This is a genomic window from Pseudomonas sp. NY15463, assembly GCF_048068415.1.
GTDB classification, from domain to species: domain Bacteria; phylum Pseudomonadota; class Gammaproteobacteria; order Pseudomonadales; family Pseudomonadaceae; genus Aquipseudomonas; species Aquipseudomonas mosselii_C.
In genome coordinates, this window is record NZ_JBLUQD010000008.1 from 71,529 (window position 1) to 94,729 (window position 23,201).

19 protein-coding genes and 1 riboswitch are annotated in these 23,201 nt (G+C 64.4%); of the genes, 15 read left to right on the forward strand and 4 right to left on the reverse strand.

The genetic code is table 11. From position 1 onward, the window contains the following. Positions 1-30 precede the first annotated feature (30 nt). From ACNFIC_RS20205 to ACNFIC_RS20235, 7 genes are all read left to right on the forward strand, one after another. Positions 31-624: an ATPase gene (locus tag ACNFIC_RS20205; RefSeq protein ID WP_416781733.1), complete on the forward strand. Its 594-nt coding sequence runs from the start codon at positions 31-33 to the stop codon at positions 622-624. A 269-nt stretch (positions 625-893) separates the two neighbouring features. Continuing rightward, positions 894-2,060 (forward strand): DUF1624 domain-containing protein, encoded by a 1,167-nt coding sequence (locus tag ACNFIC_RS20210; RefSeq protein WP_416781734.1) that lies wholly within the window; start codon positions 894-896, stop codon positions 2,058-2,060. Positions 2,061-2,156: 96 nt separating this feature from the next. Further along, a riboswitch (cobalamin riboswitch) is annotated at positions 2,157-2,354 on the forward strand. A gap of 125 nt (positions 2,355-2,479) precedes the next feature. Further along, positions 2,480-3,493 carry an ABC transporter substrate-binding protein gene (locus ACNFIC_RS20215; RefSeq protein ID WP_138218041.1) on the forward strand — a complete coding sequence of 338 codons (1,014 nt, stop codon included), beginning with the start codon at positions 2,480-2,482 and terminating at the stop codon, positions 3,491-3,493. Next, positions 3,490-4,506 (forward strand): FecCD family ABC transporter permease, encoded by a 1,017-nt coding sequence (locus tag ACNFIC_RS20220; protein ID WP_138218042.1) that lies wholly within the window; start codon positions 3,490-3,492, stop codon positions 4,504-4,506. The genes ACNFIC_RS20215 and ACNFIC_RS20220 overlap by 4 nt, the downstream gene beginning before the upstream one ends. Continuing rightward, entirely contained in the window at positions 4,503-5,291 is a 789-nt protein-coding gene (locus tag ACNFIC_RS20225) for an ABC transporter ATP-binding protein (RefSeq protein WP_138218043.1), read from the forward strand. The genes ACNFIC_RS20220 and ACNFIC_RS20225 overlap by 4 nt, the downstream gene beginning before the upstream one ends. Before the next feature lie 17 nt (positions 5,292-5,308). Beyond that, complete coding sequence (locus tag ACNFIC_RS20230) at positions 5,309-5,743, forward strand: pseudoazurin (RefSeq protein WP_416781735.1); 435 nt, start codon at positions 5,309-5,311, stop codon at positions 5,741-5,743. Continuing rightward, a complete protein-coding gene (locus tag ACNFIC_RS20235; protein ID WP_138218045.1) occupies positions 5,740-7,077 on the forward strand; it encodes an OprD family porin in 1,338 nt (445 codons plus the stop codon). The genes ACNFIC_RS20230 and ACNFIC_RS20235 overlap by 4 nt, the downstream gene beginning before the upstream one ends. Before the next feature lie 288 nt (positions 7,078-7,365). On the opposite strand, the gene ACNFIC_RS20240 is transcribed toward ACNFIC_RS20235, so the two are convergent. After that, complete coding sequence (locus ACNFIC_RS20240) at positions 7,366-7,881, reverse strand: GNAT family N-acetyltransferase (protein ID WP_416781737.1); 516 nt, start codon at positions 7,879-7,881, stop codon at positions 7,366-7,368. Between the two features lie 258 nt (positions 7,882-8,139). On the opposite strand from ACNFIC_RS20240, the gene ACNFIC_RS20245 reads away from it, so the two are divergent. From ACNFIC_RS20245 to ACNFIC_RS20265, 5 genes are all read left to right on the forward strand, one after another. After that, positions 8,140-9,279: a tyramine oxidase subunit B gene (locus ACNFIC_RS20245; RefSeq protein ID WP_138218048.1), complete on the forward strand. Its 1,140-nt coding sequence runs from the start codon at positions 8,140-8,142 to the stop codon at positions 9,277-9,279. Between the two features lie 32 nt (positions 9,280-9,311). Then, on the forward strand, positions 9,312-9,734 hold the full coding sequence (locus tag ACNFIC_RS20250) for a RidA family protein (protein WP_138218049.1): 423 nt from the start codon (positions 9,312-9,314) through the stop codon (positions 9,732-9,734). Positions 9,735-9,786: 52 nt separating this feature from the next. Then, the gene (locus ACNFIC_RS20255; RefSeq protein WP_416781738.1) at positions 9,787-11,082 is read left to right on the forward strand and encodes an NAD(P)/FAD-dependent oxidoreductase; all 1,296 of its coding nucleotides are present in this window, start codon (positions 9,787-9,789) and stop codon (positions 11,080-11,082) included. A gap of 90 nt (positions 11,083-11,172) precedes the next feature. Then, positions 11,173-13,026: an ABC transporter ATP-binding protein gene (locus tag ACNFIC_RS20260; RefSeq protein WP_416781739.1), complete on the forward strand. Its 1,854-nt coding sequence runs from the start codon at positions 11,173-11,175 to the stop codon at positions 13,024-13,026. 193 nt (positions 13,027-13,219) lie between these two features. Then, the gene (locus ACNFIC_RS20265; RefSeq protein ID WP_138218052.1) at positions 13,220-14,446 is read left to right on the forward strand and encodes an MFS transporter; all 1,227 of its coding nucleotides are present in this window, start codon (positions 13,220-13,222) and stop codon (positions 14,444-14,446) included. Between the two features lie 120 nt (positions 14,447-14,566). Here the strand turns inward: ACNFIC_RS20265 and ACNFIC_RS20270 are convergent, their stop codons facing one another. Continuing rightward, positions 14,567-14,845 (reverse strand): GmrSD restriction endonuclease domain-containing protein, encoded by a 279-nt coding sequence (locus ACNFIC_RS20270; protein WP_416781741.1) that lies wholly within the window; start codon positions 14,843-14,845, stop codon positions 14,567-14,569. Positions 14,846-15,147: 302 nt separating this feature from the next. On the opposite strand from ACNFIC_RS20270, the gene ACNFIC_RS20275 reads away from it, so the two are divergent. After that, complete coding sequence (locus ACNFIC_RS20275) at positions 15,148-17,238, forward strand: hybrid sensor histidine kinase/response regulator (RefSeq protein ID WP_138218054.1); 2,091 nt, start codon at positions 15,148-15,150, stop codon at positions 17,236-17,238. A 19-nt stretch (positions 17,239-17,257) separates the two neighbouring features. Here the strand turns inward: ACNFIC_RS20275 and ACNFIC_RS20280 are convergent, their stop codons facing one another. Beyond that, positions 17,258-18,856: a histidine kinase famiy protein gene (locus tag ACNFIC_RS20280; RefSeq protein WP_416781742.1), complete on the reverse strand. Its 1,599-nt coding sequence runs from the start codon at positions 18,854-18,856 to the stop codon at positions 17,258-17,260. Between the two features lie 231 nt (positions 18,857-19,087). Between ACNFIC_RS20280 and ACNFIC_RS20285 the strand changes: the two genes are divergently transcribed. Beyond that, entirely contained in the window at positions 19,088-21,649 is a 2,562-nt protein-coding gene (locus tag ACNFIC_RS20285) for an HWE histidine kinase domain-containing protein (RefSeq protein WP_416781744.1), read from the forward strand. A 22-nt stretch (positions 21,650-21,671) separates the two neighbouring features. On the opposite strand, the gene ACNFIC_RS20290 is transcribed toward ACNFIC_RS20285, so the two are convergent. Further along, positions 21,672-22,361, reverse strand: coding sequence for a FadR/GntR family transcriptional regulator (locus ACNFIC_RS20290; protein WP_416781745.1), 690 nt, complete (start codon positions 22,359-22,361; stop codon positions 21,672-21,674). Positions 22,362-22,457: 96 nt separating this feature from the next. On the opposite strand from ACNFIC_RS20290, the gene ACNFIC_RS20295 reads away from it, so the two are divergent. Beyond that, positions 22,458-23,201: a FadR/GntR family transcriptional regulator gene (locus tag ACNFIC_RS20295; protein WP_138218058.1), complete on the forward strand. Its 744-nt coding sequence runs from the start codon at positions 22,458-22,460 to the stop codon at positions 23,199-23,201.

Here is a 23,201-nt window from a genome sequence, read left to right on the forward strand (position 1 = left end):
CGCCATTGGATCTTCGACGAGGCACTCACCATGAAAACCGGCATGCTCGCCGCCCTGCTGGCCCTGTTCGCGACGCTCACAGGCTGCACCAGCCCTTCGACCAGCCAGGGGCACTTCTACTCAGCCACGGAACTGTCCAGCGTGTCCCTCAGCCATGGCCAGCATGTGGCAGTGTTGCTAGGCCGCAACGCCGCCGCCACCCTGGACTACCTACAGCGCCACCACGACGCCGCCGCACCGGCTAATGGCCAGGCCACCCCGGTGGCGACCCTGGGCGGTAACCAGGCGTACAACTGGCTGGCCAACTCCCTGGCCCAGCAGTTCGCCGAGGTGACGTTCTACGAAGACCTCGACACCCTGCTGGCCGACCGCCCCGATGTGATCGTGCTACTGGACACCCAGAGCCGCGTGGCGAGTGGCCCTGGCGGCGATATCCAGGCCAGTGTGGTCGCGCGATTCTTCGACGAGCAATTGACGTATATCGGGCGTGCCGAAGGCGTGGCGCGCCAGGCGGCGCAAGGCGCCACGGTGCTGCGCCAACTGGACGCCGTACAGGCGGTGCAGGCCGACGCGCTAAAACAGTTCGATGCGTCACTGCACCGGCTGATGCAAGGAGCCGCCTGAGCCGCGCACCGACTGAAGACGCCAGCCAGCATCCTCGCACTGGCGCAACGGCAGCGGTGAGCTGCCGCCCGAGCAGCGCCGGTAATCACCTGCGAACAGGCGGTTACTGCGTCTGCAAGCCCTGCGTATGCACAACATAACCGGCGCTGCCCCCCACGAACACCGCGAAGCAGCACGCATGCAGTGTCAGAAAGCACTATCCCAGAATGAATAAATAGTTATAAGATAACGTTTCATTTGACATCCATTCCTGCCTGCGACCTTTCCAGATGACAAGCGCTTCAGCCACCCCCACCCTGCTTACCCAGCGCCTGCAGAGCATCGACGCCCTGCGTGGCCTGGTGATCCTGTTCATGCTGCTCGACCACGTACGTGAGACCTTCTTCCTGCATCGCCAGGTCAACGACCCGATGAACGTCGACATCACCGAACCCAGCCTGTTCGCCAGCCGCACCCTGGCACACCTGTGCGCGCCGGTGTTCGTGCTGCTGACCGGCCTGTCGGCATGGCTGTATGGCGAGAAGCACCAAGGCCGGGGCGATGTCTCGGCGTTCCTGTTCAAGCGCGGGCTGTTCCTAGTGGCGCTGGAGTTCACCCTGGTGAATTTCGCCTGGACCTTCCAACTGCCACCCAGCGTGATCTACATGCAGGTGATCTGGGCCATCGGCGTGAGCATGATCGCCCTGTCACTGCTAGTGTGGCTGCCGCGTGCGGCGCTGGTGCTGCTGGGGGTCGCGATTGTCGCTGGGCATAACCTGCTCGATGGCCTGCACTTTGGCCCGGACTCGGCAATGCACGTGCCGTGGGCCATCCTGCATGACCGCGGCTGGCTGGAGGTATCCGACAGCCTGCGCCTACGCACTTCTTATCCGGTACTGCCGTGGATCGGGGTGATCACACTCGGTTATGCCCTGGGGCCGTGGTTCGGCCGCAACAGCCAGGCCTGCGTGCGTCAACGGCGCCTGCTGCTGGTCGGGGCTGGCGCGCTGTTGGGCTTTGCGGTGCTGCGTGCGTTCAATGGCTATGGTGAAGCGCCATGGCACAGCTACCCGTCATTCACCCAGACCCTGATGAGCGTGTTCAACGTCACCAAGTACCCACCTTCGCTGCTGTTCCTGAGCCTGACTCTGGGCTGCGGCCTGCTGTTGCTACGCGGCTTCGAGCGTGCAGGCACTGCACGCTGGATTGGCGTGCTGGCGGTATTCGGCGCCGCGCCGATGTTCTTCTACCTGCTGCACCTGTATGTGCTGAAGGTACTGTACGTGGCCTGCGTGGCACTGTTCGGGCTCAACCAAGGCGAGTACTTCGGCTTCAACGGCATCGCGGCGGTATGGCTCGCAGCAGTGCTGCTGGCCATCGCGCTGTACCTGCCGGTGCGCGCATTCGCCCGCCTGAAAGCCCGGCGCCGCGATATTGCCTGGCTCAAGTACCTTTGAAGACGCGCTGCGCGCTTCAAGTGGCTAGCTACGCTGCAAGAAAACACGCAACCGCTCTACTTGCAGCTTGCCGCTTGTAGCTTGCCACTCAAGGGGTCTACCATGCCCACCGCCGGTTTCCACACGGAATTAATAGGGAACTCCCGGGCCGCCCAGTGCGTGCCCAAGGGAACTGCCCCCGCAACTGTAGGTGCCGAGCCCGTGCCATCGATGCCACTGGAGACTCATCCGGGAAGGCTGGCGCAGGGCCTGGACGCACCAGTCAGGAGACCTGCCGGCATACATTCACCAACCGGCGGGGTGTCCGGGATGGCCATCTCCACCCCTTGCGGGTGCTGCCTGTCGACCTGTGCGCCAGGCCCGGCGATGCCTGTCCGTGCGCTCATTCCGTGCACCGTTCGATAGGAGATCGCCCGACCATGCTGCCCCGTTTAGCCACCCTGCTCGCCAGCCTTTCGCTGGCAAGCGTCGCTCAGGCCGCGGCCACTCAATACCCGCTCAGCGTCGACAACTGCGGCCTCGTGCAGACCTTCACCCAAGCGCCCGAGCGTGCGGTGACCATCGGCCAGGCCGGCACCGAAATACTCTACGCACTGGGCCTGGGCGACAAGCTGGCCGGCACTTCGCTGTGGTTCAACAACGTGCTGCCCGAGTTCGCCGCGCAGAATGCCAAGGTGCCACGTCTGGCCGACAACGATCCTAGCTTCGAGGCGGTAGTGGGCAAACGCCCGCAGTTAGTGACAGTGCAGTTCGAATGGATGGTCGGCGCCCAGGGCGTGGTGGCGACCCGCGAGCAGTTCAGCGAGCTGAAGATCCCGACCTATCTGCTGCCCAGCGACTGCGAGGGCAAGGACAACCTGGTGGGCGCCGACGGCACCCGCCTGCAGCCGTTCCAGGTCGACACCCTCTACAAGAGCGTTAGCCAGCTGGCCGAGATCTTCGATGTACAAGACCGCGGCGATGCGCTCAATGCCACGCTCAAGGGCCAGTTGGCCCACGCACAGCAGCAACTGGCCGGCAAGGACCTGTCCGGCACCAGCGCGCTGTTCTGGTTCTCCAGCGCCGACCTTGAGATGGACCCGTACGTGGCCGGTCGCCAGGGCGTGGCCGACTTCATGCTACAGACCCTGGGCGTGCGCAACGTTGTCGAGTCCAACGAAGAATGGCCGACCGTAGGCTGGGAAACCTTGGTAAAGGCCAACCCGACCTGGGTGATCATCGCCCGCATGGACCGCCGCCGCTTCCCCGCCGACGACTACCAGAAGAAGCTCGACTTCCTGCGTAACGACCCGGTGGCCAAGCACATGGACGCGGTCAAGCACGGCCGGGTGATCGTGCTCGACGCCGACGCCATGCAGGCCGGCATTCGCCTGTTCCGTGGCCTGGAGCGTTTGTCCGACGCTTTTGCCAGTGGTAAAGCCCCGCAATCATGAACCGTTTGCTACCCCTGAGCCTCGCAACCCTGATCGCCCTGCTAATGGCCCTGCTGGCCGGTATCGCCATCGGTGAAACCCGCCTGGGCGCCGAGCTTGTGTGGCAGGTGCTGGGCAACCACCTGTGGCAAGCCGGACATGTGCTCGACCCGATCGACGCCGGCATCGTGTGGAACTACCGCCTGCCGCGCACCCTGGTGGCGGCGGCCTGTGGCGCAGGCCTGGCCACCTGCGGGGTGATCCTCCAGGCGCTGTTGCGCAACCCATTGGCCGAGCCGTACCTGCTGGGGCTGTCGGCCGGTGCCTCCACCGGCGCTGTGGCAGTGGGCCTGCTGGGTTTGGGCGGCGCGGCATTATCGCTGTCCGGCGGCGCGTTCATCGGCGCCCTGGTGGCGTTCGGCCTGGTACTGGTGCTGGCGCGTGCCAGCGGCAGCAGCCAGAACAACGCCCAAGTGATCCTTGCGGGGATCGCCGGCTCGCAGTTGTTCACCGCGCTCACGGCGTTCCTGATCACCAAGTCGGCCACCGCCGAGCAGGCGCGCGGCATCATGTTCTGGCTGTTGGGTAACCTCAGCGGCGTGCGCTGGCCGTCGGTGTGGCAGGCGCTGCCGGTGGCCTTGCTGGGGCTGGGCGTTTGCCTGTGGCATCGGCGAGCACTGGACGCCTTCACCTTTGGCGCCGATTCGGCCGCCTCGCTGGGGGTACCGGTGCGCCGTACGCAGTTGCTGTTGATCAGTTGCGCAGCGCTAGTCACCGCCGTGATGGTCTCGATCGTCGGCGCCATCGGCTTCGTGGGGTTGGTGATTCCGCATGCCCTGCGCCTGCTGCTGGGCACCGGCCACAGCCGCCTGTTACCCGCCAGTGCGCTCGGCGGCGCACTGTTCCTGATCCTCGCCGACATTCTCTCGCGCACCCTGATCACCGGCCAGGTGATCCCGGTGGGCGTGGTCACCGCGCTGATCGGTGCGCCAGTGTTCGCGCTGATCCTGATCAGCCGCCGGGGGCGCCCATGACCGCCATGAACCTCTGCGCGCAGGCCCCGTTGAGCTGCCAAGGCCTCAGCCTGCGTCTGGCCGGCCGCGACGTGCTGCGGGGTATCGACCTCAGCGTGAACCCCGGTGAAACCTTGGGCCTGGTCGGCCCCAACGGCTCGGGCAAGTCGACTCTGCTCAAGCTGCTCGCCGGCCTGCGAGCGCCCAGCAGCGGCAGCGTACAGTTGCTCGGCGAGTCGCTGGCGAAGCTCCCGCGTCGGCGCATCGCCCAGTGCCTGGCGCTGGTCGAGCAGCAGGCCGATACCCTCGACAGCATCAGCGTGTTCGACGCCGTAGCCTTGGGCCGAACCCCGTGGCTGTCAGCCCTGACACCGTTCGGCAAGGCGGACCGAATCATCGTCGAACAGGCCTTGGCCGATGTCGACGCCACTCATTTGGCCGCGCGGCTATGGCGCGAGTTGTCCGGTGGCGAGCGCCAACGCGTGCACATCGCCCGCGCCCTGGCCCAACGCCCGCAGTTGTTGCTGCTGGACGAGCCAACCAACCACCTGGATATCCAGCACCAGTTGAGCCTGCTGCAGCAGGTGCAGGCCTTGCCAGTGACTACCGTGGTAGCCCTGCACGACCTCAACCAGGCTCTCACCTGTGATCGCCTGGCTGTGCTCGACCAGGGCCGTCTGGTCGCCCTCGGCGCCCCCGAAGCGGTGCTCACGCCCGAATGCTTGCTGCGTACCTTCGGCGTGCACGCCCACTACCTCACCGACCCTTACGATGGCGCGCGCATCCTGCGCTTTCGCGCCCCCTGAACCAGGACGTTCCGCCCATGCTGCCCCGCACCGCCGCCCTGCTGCTCGCCACGTTGCTGGCCACCCCCGTCGCCTACGCTGAGGTGCATGAGGTGAAGATGCTCAACCGTGGCGCCGATGGCGCCATGCTCTATGAGCCTGATCACCTGCACATTGCCCAAGGCGACACGGTGCGTTTCCTGCCAACCCAGGCCGGGCACAACGCCGCCAGCCTGCCTGAGTTACTCCCGGCCGGGGCCCGCGCGTTCAAGAGCAAGCTCAACCAAACCTTCGAGCACACCTTCGACGTCCCTGGTTTGTACGGCATCCAGTGCATCCCGCACCTGGCCATGGGCATGGTGATGCTGATTCAGGTCGGCGAGCGCAGCCACACGGCCCTGCCCGACACCCTTCCGGCCCGCGCCAAGGCACGTCTGGCGGCGCAGCTGCAACAACTGAAGGCCGGCCAATGACGCGCCTGTTCATCGCCCTGCCCTTGCTTGGACTGAGCCCGCTGGCGCTGGCCGAATCTGCGCAATCCCAGGCCAATGGTTTTATCGAGGACAGCACCTGGGGCCTGCTCAACCGTATGCTCTTCGATCAGCGCGACTACCGCCACGGCGGGCGCAACAGCGGCGCCCGCAACGCCTACAAGCCGCGCAGCGAGCGCAATGGCATGGCCGAAGAATGGGGCTACGGCCTGATGGGCACGTTCAGCTCGGGCTTCACCCAAGGCCTGGTCGGCGTCGGTGTCGATGCCCACGCCTACCTGGGGGGCAAGCTCGACAGCGGCGGCGGCCGCGCTGGCAAGGCCCGGCTGCTGAGCCTGGACAACCAAGGCCACCCCAAGGACGACTACAGTCGTGGCGGCGCAGCGGTGAAGTTGCGCGTGTCCAACACCGTGCTGTCGTATGGCGAGCAACGGGTCAAGACCCCGGTGTTCAGTTCCTCCGACAGCCGCCTGCTGCCCGAGACCTTCACCGGCTGGTTCCTCACTAGCAGCGAAATCGACACGCTCAAGCTAGTGGCTGGCCACTTCACCGAGAACGCCGACCGTAACGCCTCGAGCCACGACCAGGGCTTCGTGGTGAACTACTCCAACGGCCGCCAGGGCACTGCCTTCGACCTGGCCGGCGCGGTGTGGAACCCCAGCGCGAACGTCAGTTCCAGCCTGTACACCTCGCGCTATGCAGACACCTGGAACCAGCACTACCTGGGCAGCACCCTGAGCCACGCCATCGATGCACAGCGCAGCCTCAGCCTCGACTTGAACCTGTACCGCACCACCGACACCGGCAAGGCTTTGTCCGGGCGCATCGACAACACCACCTGGAGCCTGGTCGGCCGCTACGCCCAAGGGCCCCACGCCTTCAGCCTGGGCTGGCAGCAGGTGGATGGCAACACACCGTTCGACTACGTCAGCCGCGGTGCGATCTATATCGCCAACGCCGTGCAGATGTCCGACTTCAATGCGCCGAACGAGAAGTCGTGGCAGGCGCGCTATGACCTGAACATGGGTGCATATGGCATCCCGGGGTTGAACCTGACGGCGCTGTACGTGCGCGGCTTCGCTATCGACGGCAGCCACGTCGACCCTAAAGGTGGGTACGCGTACCTGGGCTACGGGAAGGATGGCAAGCACTGGGAGCGCGACCTTGAAGCACGCTACGTGGTGCAGGCCGGCAAGGCCAAGGGGTTGGCGTTTTCGCTCAGGCACAACGTACACCGTGGGGATACGGCGCAGGCCGAGCTGGATGGCGATCAGATCAGACTAGCGGTGGAGTATCCGCTTACCGGTGGGCTCTAAAAAGCTGTCCTTCTAAGCTGACACCGTCCCCTGTAGGAGCGGCCTTGCCGGGGTGCCGGACCGGCCGGAAAGGGCTGCGCAGCAGCCCCGACGATCTTGCATGAGACTGAGATCCGGGGGCTGCTGCGCAGCCCATCGCGACGCAAGGCCGCTCCTACAGGGGCAGCGTGGATTCAAGCTTTGCGCAGTCCTGTGGGTGCGGGCTTGCCCGCGAAATTGGCGACGCGGTACATGGCACCGGCTTTGCCGGTGTTCGCGGCACGAGGCAGCTCCAGGAGCCGCGTGGATTCAGGCGTTGCGCAGCCCTGCGAGCCCATCGAGCTGCATATGCGTGGTCCGCCAGACCGGGTCGGGCTCGATGTCGACGATCTCGAACCCTTGGCGCTCCCAGAAGCGAATCGCCCCCGCCAGGAATGGGTGGGTATGCAGGTACAGGCACTCCACACCAGCCCCTTGCGCATGCGCGCGAAGCGCTGCGAACAAGGCACCAGCCAGGCCATGACGGCGATACTCGGGGCTGACGAACAGGCGCACGATTTCCACGGTGTTACGGGCCTGATAGTCGAGCTGGGGGAAGCGGTGGTCATACGGCAGGTAGCCCACGCCTGCGATCAACCGGCCCTGGTCGTGGGCCACCAGAAAGTGCCCATCCCCCTCAATGAAGGTTTCGCAAAAGCGCGCCAGGTCCCGCGGCAGCGGTGAATCGGCGAGTATCGGGAAAAGCTGCCGGCGCGCGTTATCGATAAAGCGCACAGTTTCGGCAATAGCGTGGCGGCTGACAGGGCTGATGGTCCAGGTAGGCATTGCTCGGTGCACAACGACGGGTGGGCTGGCTGTTCTACCGCAGCAAAGGCCCCGGCGCAATGCCGTTCACCTGTCGCCCGGCTGGGCCTGGCAGGGATGGTCAACGCCGCTGGCAGGCTGACACAAGACGACCTACCAGCCGTTAGCCAAACTGCGCCTCAGCTCTCGACGCCCCGCATCCTCATCTGCATGGGCGAGCCCCAACAAGAAACCCGATCGCAGCGGTGCCCTTGAGCGCCCTGCGCAGTGAGACCCGCCATGACTTTCGACACCCGTATCGACTTCATCTACCTCAGCGAACAGGACATGATTCGCGCCGGCGTGACCGACATGCCGGCTTGCGTAGACACCATGGAAGAAATGTTCGGCCTGCTTTACCAGGGTGACTATCGCATGGCCGGGCCGAACAGCGACTCCCATGGGGCGATGATCACTTTCCCCGAGCACTCGCCCTTCCCGAACATGCCTAAGCCGACTGCTGACCGCCGCATGATGGCCATGCCGGCCTACCTGGGCGGCAACTTCCAGACCGCCGGGGCCAAGTGGTACGGCTCGAACATCGCCAACCGCGAGAAGGGCCTGCCGCGCTCGATCCTGATGCTCACCCTCAACGACGCCGACACCGGCGCACCGCTGGCGCACATGTCGGCCAACCTGCTCTCGGCCTACCGTACCGGCGCCATCCCCGGCGTAGGCGCCCGCCACCTGGCGCGCAAGGACGCGAAAGTCATCGGCCTGGCCGGCCCCGGGGTGATGGGCAAGACCACCGTGGCAGCGTTCATGGCGGTCTGCCCACAGGTGGACACGCTCAAGATCAAGGGCCGTGGCCAGAAGAGCCTCGACGCCTTCGTCACCTGGGTGCACGCGACCTTCCCGCAGATCGTCAATGTCCACGTCGTACAAACCCTCGAGGAGGTGGTGCGCGGCTCGGACCTGGTCAGCTATTGCAGCTCGGGCGAGGTCGGCGACCCGTCGCAGTACCCGCTGGTACGCCGCGAGTGGGTCAAGCCCGGCGCATTCCTGGCCATGCCCGCGCCATGCAGCATCGACGCCGGCATGGAGCAGGCCGACGTGCGCAAGGTGGTGGACAACACCGGCCTGTACGAGGCTTGGTTCGAAGAACTGCCCAAGCCGGCGCACAACCACGTGCCACTGGTGGGCGTGCGCTTCATGGACATGATCGCCGAAGGCAAGCTCGACGCCGCCCAGGTCGAGGACATCGGCAAGATCATCGCCGGTGACGCACCAGGCCGGCTCAACGACGAGGAAATCATCCTCATGTCGGTCGGCGGCATGCCCGTGGAGGACGTCGCCTGGGGCACCGTGGTGTACCGCAACGCCATCGCCCGAGGCATCGGCGTCAAGCTCAACCTCTGGGAAACCCCGGTCTTGAGCTGACCCTTTCACCCACTGACAACAAGGCAATCAGCATGACCCAGATCACCAAACTCAAGACCGGCTCCAAATTCGAAGACATGGCCAGCTACTCCCGCCTGGTGGCCGTGGACAACTGGATCTACGTCTCCAACACCGCAGGCCGTAACCCGCAGACCCAAGTGATTCCCGAAGACGTCATCGAGCAGACCCAACAAGTGTTCGCCAACATCGAAACCGCCTTGGCGGCGGTCGATGCCAGCCTGGCGGATGTGATCTGCTCACGCGTGTTCATCCAAGACCCGAACGATGTGCCCAAGGTGATGGAGGCCATTGGCGAGAAGTTTCGTGGAATCGACCCGGCCACCACGGTGACTTGCCCGCCGCTGGGCTCGACCGTGTACAAGGTCGAGCTTGAGGTCACAGCCTATCGCGGCGCTTCGCGCGCCGATGTTGCGCTGATCCGCCTGGGCCAGTGAAAGCACACGCCGCCGTTTTGCCTACCCTGTTCCACTAGCCCTGAGTAATGCCATGTCCCCCACCATCACCCCTGTCCAGACCCACCCCCGCCAGCCGGACGCGACCACCGTCGTGATCATCGGCGGCGGCATCATCGGCCTGACCGCCGCACTGACGCTGGCCGAGCGCAACATCCCGGTGGTGGTGCTGGAGAAGGGGCGTATTGCCGGCGAGCAGTCCTCGCGCAACCTGGGCTGGGTGCGCAAGACCAACCGCCATGCCGACGACATTCCACTGGCCCTGGCGGCCGATCGGTTGTGGGCCGAAATGCCCCAGCGGGTGGGCAGCGAAGTGGGCTACCGGCAAGCGGGCATCCTGTTCGTCGCACGCAACGATGCGCAGATGGGCATGCACGAAGGCTGGCTCAAGAGCGTCGAGCACCTGAACCTGGATTCGCGGCTGCTGAGCAACAGTGAGATCGCGCAAAAGGTGCCCGGTGGCAGTACAACGTGGTCCGGCGGTCTCTACACACCCTCGGACGCTCGCGCCGAACCGACGCTGGCCGCCAGTGCGATTGCCCGCGCGGCCATCGCCAAGGGCGCGATCATCGTCGAGCATTGCGCGGTGCGCACCTTGGTGACCGCTGCCGGGCGAGTCAGTGGCGTGGTCACCGAGCAAGGTGAGATCCGTTGCGAGCAGGTGCTGCTGGCGGGCGGCCTGTGGTCGCGCAAGTTCCTCGGCAACCTGGGCGTCAACCTGCCGACCCTGCCGCTGACCTGCTCGGTGTTGCGCACCGAGCCCATGGACGGGCCCACCGACATCGCCGTGGGCGCACCGGACTTTTCCTTCCGCAAACACCAGGACGGCGGCTTCATCATCACCCAGCGCGGCAAACTGGATGCCTTCCTGACCCTCGATCACCTGCTGCTGGGCACGCGTTTCCTGCCGCAACTGCGTGCCCAGCGCGACTTCCTGAAGATCAGTCTGGGTGGCTACTTCTTCAAGGACCTGGCCCTGGCGCGGCGCTGGAAGGCCACCGACGTCACCCCGTTCGAACGTGTTCGGGTACAAGACCCTGCGGCCAACACGGCGCTCAATACCCAGGCGCTGACCAACCTCAAGGCCGCGTGGCCAGCGTTCGAACAGGCGCGCATCGCGTCGGCCTGGGCTGGCACCATCGATGTGACCCCCGACTCGAACCCGGTGATCGGCGCGGTGGCGAGCATTCCTGGCCTGACCCTGGCCAGCGGTTTTTCCGGGCATGGCTTCGGCACCTCGCCTGCAGCCGGCCAACTGGCCGCCGACCTGGTCGCCCAGCACACCCCGCTGATCGACCCGACACCTTACCGTTTCGAACGCTTCGCCTGAGTGCACCTGCTCGGCCGGAGCCCACGGAAACCAGCATGAGCATCAATATGCGGTATGGTTACGCGCATATTGATTGCAACGGAGATCTTCATGCTGGGTGCCTTTGAACGACGCCTCGACCCCTTCCCACCCGACGAGGCGCCACCGCCGCCGATGGGCCTGATGCGTTTCATGTGGGCGTGCACACGCGGTGCACGCGGCTACATCCTGGCCTTCGCGCTGCTCAGCGCCAGCGTGTCGATCTACGAAGCCTGGCTGTTCGCCTTCCTCGGCCAGGTAGTGGACCTGCTCGCCACCTGGCAGGCCGGTGGCGAGGCCGCGGCCCAGGAACAGCGTGCGCTGTGGGGCATCGGCAGCGTGCTGGTGGCCAGTGTCGGTCTGGTAGCCTTGCGCACCATGGTCCAGCACCAGGTACTGGCCATCAACCTGCCCTTGCGCCTGCGTTGGGACTTCCACCGCCTGATGCTGCGCCAGAGCCTGTCGTTCTTCTCCAACGAATTCTCCGGGCGGGTCACCACCAAGGTCATGCAGACCGCGCTGGCCGTGCGCGAGGTGCTATTCACCCTGATCGAGATCATCCCCGGCATCGGCGTGTACTTCATTGCCATCATCGCCCTGGCCGGCGGCTTCGCGCTCAAGCTGATGCTGCCGTTCGTGGCCTGGATCGTGCTGTTCGGCCTGGCCATGCTGTACTTCGTGCCGCGCCTGGGCAAAGTCGGCCAGGAGCAGGCCCACGCCCGCTCATCGATGACCGGACGCGTCTCGGATGCCTACACCAACATCACCACGGTCAAGCTGTTCTCCCACGCCAAGCGCGAGGCGCACTTCGCCCGTGCGGCAATGGAAGACTTCAAGCTCACCGGCTTTCGCCAGATGCGTCTGGTCAGCCAGTTCGAGATCGTCAACCAGGCGCTGGTGGTCGGCCTGATCCTGAGTGCCGGCGGCTATGCGCTGTGGCTTTGGCACCAGGGCGAGGTCGGCACCGGTGCGGTGGCCGCGATCACCGCCATGGCCCTGCGCATCAACGGCATGTCGCACTGGATCATGTGGCAGATGACCTCGCTGTTCGAAAGCATCGGCACCGTGCAGGACGGCATGGACACCCTGACCCGCGGCCCCAAGGTGCAGGATGCTCCCAACGCCGGCCAGCTACAGACCCACGGCGGCGCGGTGAGCTTCGAGCAGGTGCAGTTCAACTACAACGGCGAGCGCCAGGTACTCGACGGCCTGACCCTGCACATCAAGGCGGGTGAAAAAGTCGGCCTGGTGGGCCGCTCCGGCGCGGGCAAGTCGACCCTGATCAACCTGCTGCTGCGCTTCTACGACGTGAACAGCGGGGTGATCCGTATCGATGGCCAGGACATCGCCCAGGTGACCCAGGACAGCCTGCGCAGCGCCATCGGCATGGTCACCCAGGATACCTCGCTGCTGCACCGCTCAATCCGCGACAACATCGCCTACGGCCGCCCCGAGGCCACCGATGCACAAATCCGCCAGGCAGCGGCCAACGCTCAAGCCGACGGTTTCATCAGCCAGCTCAGCGACAAACAGGGTCACAGCGGCTACGACACCCTGGTAGGCGAGCGCGGCATCAAGCTTTCCGGTGGCCAGCGCCAACGCATCGCGATTGCCCGGGTAATGCTCAAGAATGCGCCGATCCTGCTGCTGGACGAGGCCACCAGTGCGCTGGATTCGGAGGTCGAGGTGGCAATCCAGGAAAGCCTGGATGAAATGATGCAGGGCAAGACGGTGATCGCCATCGCCCACCGGCTGTCCACCATCGCGGCGATGGACCGGCTGATCGTGATGGACGAGGGGCGCATCATCGAGCAAGGCACCCACGCAGAACTGCTGGCGCGCAACGGCACCTATGCGCGCTTGTGGCAGCACCAGAGCGGCGGGTTCCTGGGAGAAGACCAGGGGGTGGTCGAGGCGCTGGAGTAACCTTACCCAAGACGCCGGGCAGCGGCTGGAACCCGATGGGTCAGCCGCTCTACCTCGCGCGCTTTATCGATCACGCTGATGATTACTATCGAGCCGCTCGCCTGTCGGGCCAGCACACCCGACTTTTATAATCGCCGTCTATTTTCCCTCTCCCCCCGCCTACTCCAGGCGCCATCTCCTTGGAACCCACACCATGCCAAGTGCCAACCCTGCCCCACGCGGGCGTCCCGAACATGATCAACAAAGCGTCTTGCAGCAGTGGCTGGCGATTCTCTCAGTTGCCGTAGGCGCGTTTGCGCTGGTCACCAGCGAGTTTCTTCCGGTGGGCGTGCTCAACGATGTCGCCAATGACCTGGGCATCAGCGCCGGGCATGCCGGCCTGATGGTCACCCTGCCTGGCATCATGGCGGCCCTCGCCGCCCCACTGCTGTCGGTGGGCATCGGCGCCATGGACCGACGCTACCTGCTGACCGGCCTGACGCTGATCATGATCATCGCCAACTCGGTGGTGGCCTACGCCAGCGACTTCAGCCTGCTGCTGTTCGGCCGCGTGCTGCTGGGCATCAGTATCGGCGGGTTCTGGGCAACCGCCATCGCCCTAAGCGGACGCCTAGCGCCCAAAGGCGTGGGCGTGGCCCAGGCCACCTCGATCATCATGGTCGGGGTGACCCTGGCCACCGTGCTGGGCGTGCCCGTCGGCACCTGGCTGAGCGGCCTGCTGGGATGGCGCATGACCTTCCTGGTGACCGCGCTGCTGGGCGTCCCCGTGCTGCTGGCGCAAGTCTTCCTGCTGCCCCGTCTAAACCCGGAAAAAGCCATTCGCGTCAGTGACCTGCCGGCGCTGTTCATCAACCCACAAGCACGGGTTGGCCTGATCGCTGTACTGCTGATCGGCCTTGCGCACTTTGCCGCTTACACCTATGTCGCGCCATTCTTCAAGCACAGCGCCGGTTTCGATGGGCCGACCATCGGCTCGCTGTTGCTGCTGTATGGCGTGGCGGGCGTGCTGGGCAACCTCTTCGCCGGGTTCGCCGCCAACCAGAGCGTGCGCCACACCCTGATGCTGGTGGCGCTGATGATCGCCATCAGCACCGCACTGTTCCCTTACTTCGCCACCGGCCTGACGGGCGCCGCCATGCTAATCGCGCTGTGGGGCTTCGCCTTCGGCGCCTTCCCGGCCTGTGCCAGCATCTGGATGTTCGTCGTCGCGCCGAAGGATGTCGAACGCGGCATGCCACTGTTCGTGGCGATGTTCCAGGTGATCATCGCCCTGGGTTCGTTCTTCGGTGGGCAAATCGTCGATCAGGCAGGCAGCGCGGCGCTGATGAGCCTGGCCACCGCCCTGGTAGGCTGCGGCCTGGTCACCGTGCTGGTACTGGGGCGTAACGTCAGCAATAGCCTGGCGGCGCAGCCGGGCTGATCAGTGATAGCGTGACGCGTGACGCCTGCCGCCAGGGCCGAGATCGAATCGGCTCTGGCCGCCCAGGCGCAGCAGCTAGCCGTGCGCGTGCAGGCCGATAAGGCTGTCGAGTAGTACCTGCTACATGTGCTTGCCATGTTCGCCAATGGCGTGCGCGTCCCAATGCTCAACCTGCATCATCAGGTACTGTTTGATACTGTCGATGCTGTTGGTCTGGTAAAGCTCTTTCTTCGTCGCCGGCATGAAGTTGCTCAGACGCGCATTCTTCTCATGGCTGATCAGGCAGAGATTGCCAAACGCATTCAACGGTTCGGCGTCGAGCGGAGCATGCCCGTCCAAAGGGCGCTGTGGATAGTAATGCTCCACCGAACTGCGGAAGGTAAATGCGTAGGACCTCACACCGTTCACAACCTGCAAAACGCGGTGTACAACACGCTTGCGCCGCCTCGATGGATTCCCTTCACGCGTGAACCCTTGCCAGAGTATGCAGTCTCAGTGGGGGCCTTCGATCAGCACGGCCACCGCCTAATGCCACGCTGTGTGCCCCATGCGAATCTCGGACCTGCCCTTTGCTCCTCTGCACTTGCTGAGGGGCCCCCTAAGGTGTATTCAAACAGGATGTCCTGGCACTGAACGGCGCCAGGCAAAACGGCCTTATGCCCAGAGACACATTCACCATGAAGCACAGGTTGGGATAATGGATGGACGCGGATAACTCTCAAGCCACCGGCCACAGCGCCGGTACTGTCCACCCCCCCTTCACGGCCGATGCTTCGGAACGTCTGCAACTGGCGTTGGACGCCGGGGCCATCGTGGGCACCTGGGTGTGGGACATTCCCAGCGACTGTGTCACGGCCGATGAGCGTTTCGCGCGTTCATTCGGCCTGTCGCCGGTCAGATGCCAGCAGGGTATTCCCATCGAAGAAGCGTTCACCTCGATCCACCCTGACGACCACGCCCGTGTGAACCAGGCCATCGCCGAGGCCATGGCCTGTGGCGGCCTGTTTCGCTGTGAGTATCGCGTTCGCCAGCCCGACGCCAGCTTCAGGTGGGTCGAAGCCAATGGCCGTGCCGAGCTTGATGCCAACGGCGTAGCGGTCCGGTTTCCCGGGGTGCTGATGGACATCGAGTCGCGCAAGGTGGCTGAGGCCGAGCGTGACCGGGTGTCGGCGTTGTTGCGCTCTTTCACGGCTGCGGTCCCGGGGGTGGTGTATGCCAAGGACCTGGACGGCAGGCTGCTGGTGGCCAATGACGGGGCCACGCGACTGATTGGTAAGCCGCCAGAGTTCTACCTGGGCAAGACGGACCTGGAAATCCTCGAGGACAAGGCGCAAGCCCTAAAGGTGATGGCCACCGACCAGCGCGTCATGCACGGCGGCAAGGCGATACAGATCGAAGAGCAGGTCGACATGCCCGACGGCTCGGAAACCTACTGGCTGTCCGTCAAGGCACCGATGTACAGCGAGACTGGCGAGCTGATCGGGCTGATCGGCTCATCCATCGATGTGACCGCCCGAAAAACCGCCGAAGCGTCGCTGGTGGAACTCAACCAGCACCTGGAAGCCAGGGTCAACGCCGCCATCGCCGAAAACGAGGCAGCCCAGGCTGCACTGCGCCAGTCCCAGAAAATGGAGGCCGTCGGGCAGTTGACCGGAGGCATCGCCCACGACTTCAACAATTTGCTGGCCGGCATCGTCGGCAGCCTCGACTTGATCAAGCTGCAACTGAGCAAAGGCCGCACGGCGGACCTGGAGCGCTACCTGTCGGTAGCCTACGGCGCTGCGCAACGCGCCGCCGCGCTGACCCATCGCCTGCTGGCGTTCTCGCGGCGCCAGACGCTGGTGCCAGTGCTCACCGACGTCAATGCCTTGATCGGCGGCATGGAGGACCTGATCCGCCGTACCGTCGGGCCTTCGGTGCGCCTTGAGGTGCAGTTGTCGGCAACACAGGCCACCTGCCTGGTCGACCCTACTCAGGTCGAGAACGCATTGCTCAACCTGTGCATCAACGCCAGGGATGCGCTGCCCACAGGCGGCTCGATCATCCTGGAAACACTGAACCAGACGCTGGAAGCGGCTGAGTTGCACAACCCAGAGGTGCAGCCCGGCAGCTACTTGACCATCCGGGTCACCGACAACGGCACCGGTATGAGCGATGAAACCCTGGCCAAGGCCTGCGAGCCCTTCTTCACCACCAAACCCGTGGGCGCAGGTAGCGGCCTTGGCTTATCGATGATTTATGGATTTACCCGGCAGTCGCAAGGGCAACTGGGAATCGAATCGCAACTGGGCAAAGGTACGCGAGTCACCCTGCAACTGCCCTGCCGCCACGAACCGGCGACAGCACCCGCAGCGGCAGACACAACCACGCAGATACCCAGTGCAAAGCACGGCGCCACCGTGCTGGTGGTCGACGACGAGCCTTCGGTGCGCATGTTCGTCAGCGAAGTGCTCGGCCGACTCGGCTATGTCGTCGTAGAGGCCGCCGATTCGAAGGCGGGCTTGCAGCTCTTGAACTCAGATACCCGTATCGACCTACTGGTCACGGATATCGGCCTGCCCGGAGGCACCGACGGGCGTAGGATGGCGCAAATCGCCCGCCAGCGCAGGCCCGACTTACCGATCTTGTTCATGACCGGCTATGTCGACCCTCAAGCGCTACAGGATTGCCCGCTGGAGCCGCACATGGCGATCGTTACCAAGCCATTCAGCCTGGAGTCGCTCAAGGTGCAACTGAACGCGCTCGTACAGCAGACGCCGCCACCTTCCTGTCTCCAGGCGCCGCGCGCTTGAGGTGCGGCCGGGGTGCCGCTCAGACCACCCCCGTCGGACCATCCAGGACCTGCCTCACCCGCCGAGCCAGGTCATGCGGCTGGCAGGGCTTGGAGATGACCTCGAACTCAGCGCCGCCGATATCGGTCCGCTCAATCGCACTCTGCGCATAGCCTGTCGTCAGCAATACCTTGATCTGAGGTTGCAAGCGCCGCACTTCCCGGGCAAGCATCACCCCGTTCATGCCGCCCGGCATGATCAAGTCGGTAAACAGCAAGTCGTAGCGCTCCCCGGCCTGAATCAGCTTGAGCGCCTCTCGGGCGTTGAGCACCATATCGGCGGCATAGCCGTAGTCCTCCAGCACCATTTTCGCCAGCTCCGCCACATCCGGCCGGTCTTCTACGATCAGGATCCGCTCGCTGCCTGCACTGCGCTGCGCCACTTTAAGCGGTGGTTGCTGCACCACCTTGGCGTCATCGACCGGGAAGTACAACCGCAGAGTGGTCCCTTCGCCCTCTTCGGTGTAGATCCGCGCCGTACCGCCAGACTGACGGGCAAAGCCATACACCATCGACAGCCCTAGACCCGACCCCTTGCCCTCTTCCTTGGTCGTGAAAAACGGGTCCATCACCCGCTCGCGAATACCCGCCGGTATGCCGATGCCATTATCGGTGATGGAAATGCTGACGTAACTGCCCGGCAGCAAGCCATCGAACGACAGGCTCAGGTCGGTGATCTGGACATTGCGAGTTTCAATGAACACGTGCGGGCGTTTACGCCCGATGAGCGCGTCCCGGGCATTGATGAAGATGTTCAACAACGCCACTTCGGCCTGGGTCGCATCGATCCGGCAGTTGCGTAACTGGGTTTCGAGGTCGAACTCCACCGTCACATCGGCACCGAAGGTACGCTCGATGATCGGCCGGACATCGTCTATCAGGTGATTCAGGTTGAGCACGCGCCCATGCAGTTTCTGCTTACGAGCGAACGCCAGCAGTTGCTTGGTCAAGGTGCTGGCGCGGTCCACTGCCGATTGCGCATGGCCGACACTGCGCCGGACCCTATCCAGGTCCGGCTGGGTCTTGTCTGCCTCACGCGCGATCAACCCCAGGTACCCGCCCATGACTTGGAGCAGGTTATTGAAGTCGTGGGCGATCCCGCCGGTCAATTGGCCCAAGGCTTCCATTTTCTGTGCCTGACGTAGCGCATCCTCGGCATCGCGGCGCCGGCTCACATCCAGTTGCGAGGCGAAGTAGTAAATCAGATCGCCGCGCTCGTTGAAGATTGGCGAGATGAACAAGGCATTCCAGAAACTCGAACCGTCCTTGCGGTAGTTGAGAATCTCCGTGGCGATATCGACACGCTGCGTGATCGCCTCGCGCAGGCTGTCGACCATCGAGCGATCGGTGTCGGTTCCCTGCAGGAACCTGCAATTGCGGCCCAGTATTTCGTCCAACGCATAACCGGTCATTTCCAGAAATGCGCGGTTGGCGAAGATGATCGGGTTATCGTCACGGTTAGGGTCGGTGACGATCATCGGCATCCGCGTGGTTTGCACGGCCGCGAAAAACATGTCATGGGGCAACCCGGAAATGTCGCCCGAAGCCTGGTTGCTGACCCGCGCCTTCTGGTCGGTCACGGTTATCTCCTCCTCGTTGCGTCTGACCGGTCACATCTGGACAACGCCGCGCGGCAGGTTACTCCCCGGCCCGCCGCGACGGCGGCTGGATAACGAACACGCACCGCCTGCGATTAACCGCCTAGACTGAGCAAATCTGTTGGGCAGTAACGCCCGCGAACCCGTAACATGCCGCCAACACGCCACGGCAGCTGAACCTGCCAATGCCCCTATCGCCAACAGGCTGGACCGATGGTTTCACACACTCACGTCAACCTGAGCAACTGCGACCGCGAGCCGATCCATATCCCAGGCAGCATCCAACCGCACGGCTGCCTGCTCGCCTGCGATGCAGGCGCCGCCTTTGTACTGCGCCATTCGGCCAACGCCGGGGACATGCTGGGCACGACCCAAAGCATCAATGGTCAGACCCTGCACGCACTGCTTGGTGATGACGTCGCGCATGACATCCGCAACGCCCTGGCCCGTACCCGCGAAGCCGGTCGGCCGGCCTTGATGTTCAATGTCAGCTTGGCCGGTGGGCGACTGTTCGACATTGCCGCGCATCTGTTCAAAGGCTGCGCGATCATCGAGTTCGAGCCTGCCGGGAGCAGCGCCACAGAGCCGGTTGAACTGGCCCGTGCACTAATCGCCCAACTGCGCGAAGTCGACCAAACCAGCAAATTGTTCCGTGATTCGGCGCGTTTCGTGCGTGCCGTGCTGGGCTATGACCGGGTGATGATCTACCAACTGAGTGCCGACGGTGCCGGCAAGGTGGTGGCCGAAGCCAAGCGCGGCGACCTCGAAAGCTTCATGGGCCAGTATTTCCCGGCTTCGGACATCCCCCAGCAGGCGCGTGCCCTGTATGTACGCAACCGCATCCGGGTCATCGCCGACGCCACCGTCAAGACCGTACCGATCGCTCCGCTGCGCGACCTCTCCGGCGAACCGCTTGACCTCTCCTACGCGCACCTGCGCAGCGTCTCGCCGATTCATTGCGAGTACCTATGCAACATGGGGGTGGGCGCCTCGATGTCGATCTCGATCGTCGTCAACGGTGAGTTGTGGGGGCTGATCGCCTGCCATCACTACGCACCCCGTACATTGGCCATGGGCCAGCGGGTGGCAGCCGAGATGTTCGGCGAGTTCTTCTCGCTGCACATCGAGACGCTGCGTACCCGCCAGCACCTAAACGCCGCGATGCACGTTCACAAAGCCTTGGACATCCTGCTGCGCAACGCTGGCCAGGCTACGGACATGGCCGAGTTCCTGCACTCACGGCTGGCGCAATTCCAGCCCCTGATCGCCTGCGACGGCATAGGTATGTCGCTACAGGGTCGCTGGTCCTCGCTTGGGCTCACGCCACCGCTCAGTGCCATTCCCGATCTGCTGCGCCTGGCCGAAGGGGTCGCCGAAAGCCAGATCTGGGCCAGCAACCGGCTGTCCATGGCCCATCCAGCGGCCCAGGACTATTACGCGGAGGTTTCGGGAGTCTTGGTGATACCCATGTCGCAACAGCCGCGGGATTACCTGCTGCTGTTTCGCAAGGAAGTGGTCGAAACCCTCGACTGGGCGGGCGACCCGAACAAGACCTACGCCACCGGTACACACGGTGAACGGCTGACCCCGCGTAAAAGCTTCGCCATCTGGAAAGAGACCGTGCACCAGCAGTCACTGCCCTGGTCCGAGCAGGACCGGCAGTTCGGCGAGGCGATTCGCAGGGCCATCGTCGAGGTGGCCCTGCGCAACAGCGAACTGCTGGCCGACGAGCGCGCCAAGGCCGAAGTACGCCAGCGCATGCTCAATGAAGAGCTCAACCACCGGGTCAAAAATATCCTGTCGCTGATCGGCGCACTGGTGGCCCACCCCAGCGCAGAAAACCAGACCCTGCAGGACTACGTCGCCACCCTCAAAGGGCGTATTCAGGCGCTGTCGTTTGCGCATGACCAGGTGATACGCGGCGATGGCGGTGGCCAGTTGGGCACGCTGCTGGAGGCCGAGCTGTCACCCTATGGCCGCCAAGCCGGGGCGATCAAACTCGAAGGGCCGCAGGTCTTGCTCGACGCCCGCGCCTATTCGGTGATGGCGCTGGTGCTGCACGAGCTGGCCACCAACGCAGCCAAGTATGGTGCGCTGTCGCGGGCCGGAGGCCAACTGCACGTGCAGTGGACGCTCGATGCCGGCGGTGCCTGCCAGATCAACTGGCTGGAGCGCGCAGGTCCAACCGTTCGCCCGCCCACCCGCCGCGGCTTCGGTTCGGTCCTGATTGACCGCAGCATCCCGTTCGATCTGGGCGGTACCAGCCAGGTTGAATACCTTCCCGAAGGCCTGCGCGGGCTGTTCCGAATCCCGGGGCGGCACCTGACGGTGTGCGAGAGCACCGACAGCACCGCCCCGGCGGCAACCTCGGCACTGGCGCCTGCATCTGCCTGCGAGACACTGGCGCCTCTGTGTGTACTGATTCTTGAGGATCAACTGGTAATCGCCGTGGGCCTGGAGCAGATCCTGGCCGATGCCGGTATCGACGATGTGGTCACCACCAGCGCCGAGGACGAGGCCATGCGCTCGATTGGCTTGCGCGCGCCGGATATCGCGGTGCTCGACATCAACCTGGGGCATGGCACGTCCATCGCCGTGGCCGAGGAGCTGGCCCGGCGCCAGATCCCATTCGTGTTCGCGACCGGCTACGGCGAAGGCGCCAACATTCCGCGCCACTTACTGCACGTCCCAGTGGTGCGCAAGCCCTACGATGCGCCAGGCATTCTGGCAAGCCTGCGCAACCTTGTGCAAAACCGCGCGCGGATAGATAGGTAGGTGAGCGGGGACCGACGTTGGCCTAGACGCCCTGCTCACGCACCTGCTCGCGCGCCCGACCCAGGCTGTTGGTCAGGTGCAGGCGCATCGCGGCGCGCGCGAGCTCGGCGTCCTGCTGCGCGATAGCGGCGTACACCTGCTCGCGCTCGCGGATTTCCGCGTCGCGCTGAGGCGCCGGGCTTGGCCGTGCGGCAGCCATCAGGGTGTTGTGCAGGTGGGTCATGGAGTCGATGAAAAAACTGTTGCTCGTGCACTGAGCCACCAGCAGGTGAAAGACGAAGTCGACACCTGCGAGCTGCGGATCGAGGCGCGTCGCATCGAGCGCTGCGCGCATCGCCTGTAACTGCTCCTCGCTTGCGCGTTGCGCGGCAATCGCGGCGGCTTCGATTTCCAGGCACAGGCGCAATTCGATGATCGCCACGGCGTTGTAGGCCGTGCTTTTTTCAGCGCCCGCCGCCTGTAGGTCGCCGGCCGGAATCGCATCGACCACGAACGTGCCGATACCACGGCGCGTCTCTACCAGGCCTGCGGCCTGCAAGCGCGACATGGCCTCGCGCACCACCGTGCGGCTGACGCCACGCGCTTGGGTAACCGCTTGTTCGGTGGGAAGCTTGCTGCCCGCCGGCAACTCGCCCGAGAGGATCTGCTGCGAAAAGTCCTGCACCAATTGCTGGGCAAGGCTCAGGCGTCGATCGGAAGTGGCGTGCACCATTGGTTAGACCCATTCAAAACCGAAGAGGCTGGATTATAGCCGCAGCCCAATGACTGAAAGCACTATACTAGGTGCTGTTCACCGACGAGCACGACCATGCCGGAACTCACCGCCAACACGCTGCAACAGCCCCGCCGCCTTGCCGAACAGCTGGTCGAACGCTTTGCCCAGCGCATGCGTGAGGGCACCCTAAAGCGCGGTGACAAGCTACCTACCGAGGCAGCCATCATCCAGGCCGAGGGAGTCAGCCGCGCGGTGGTGCGCGAGGCCATGTCACGCATGCAGGCCGCAGGCCTGGTTGAAACCCGCCACGGCGTGGGCACCTTCGTGCTGGACATGCCGGCCCCGGAAAGCTTCAACGTCGGTCCCGCGACCATCGCCTTGCTGTCGGATGTGCTCGATCTGCTGGAATTTCGTCTGAGCCTGGAAGTCCAGGCCGCCGGCATGGCCGCCGAACGGGCCACACCACAGGCGCTCGACGAGCTTGCCCAAGCCCTGGAAGCGTTGATGCAGGGGCCGGAAAAATCCGGCAGCACCACCAATGCCGACTTCCAGTTCCACCTGAAAATCGCCAAGGCCGCAGACAATCAATACCTGATCGACATCATGAAGCACCTGGGCACCAAGATGATCCCACGCACGCGGATGAACTCGGCCTACACCGGGCAAAGCAACCGCAGCACCTACCTGGCCGGTATCAACGTTGAGCATCAGCAGATCTTCGACGCCATCGCCAGCCGTCAGGTCGATGCCGCGCGGGCCGCCATGTACCTGCACCTGAGCAACAGCCGCGCGCGCCTGCGCGAGGCGCAGAAGGTGCAGGCATTCTACGGCGAGTAA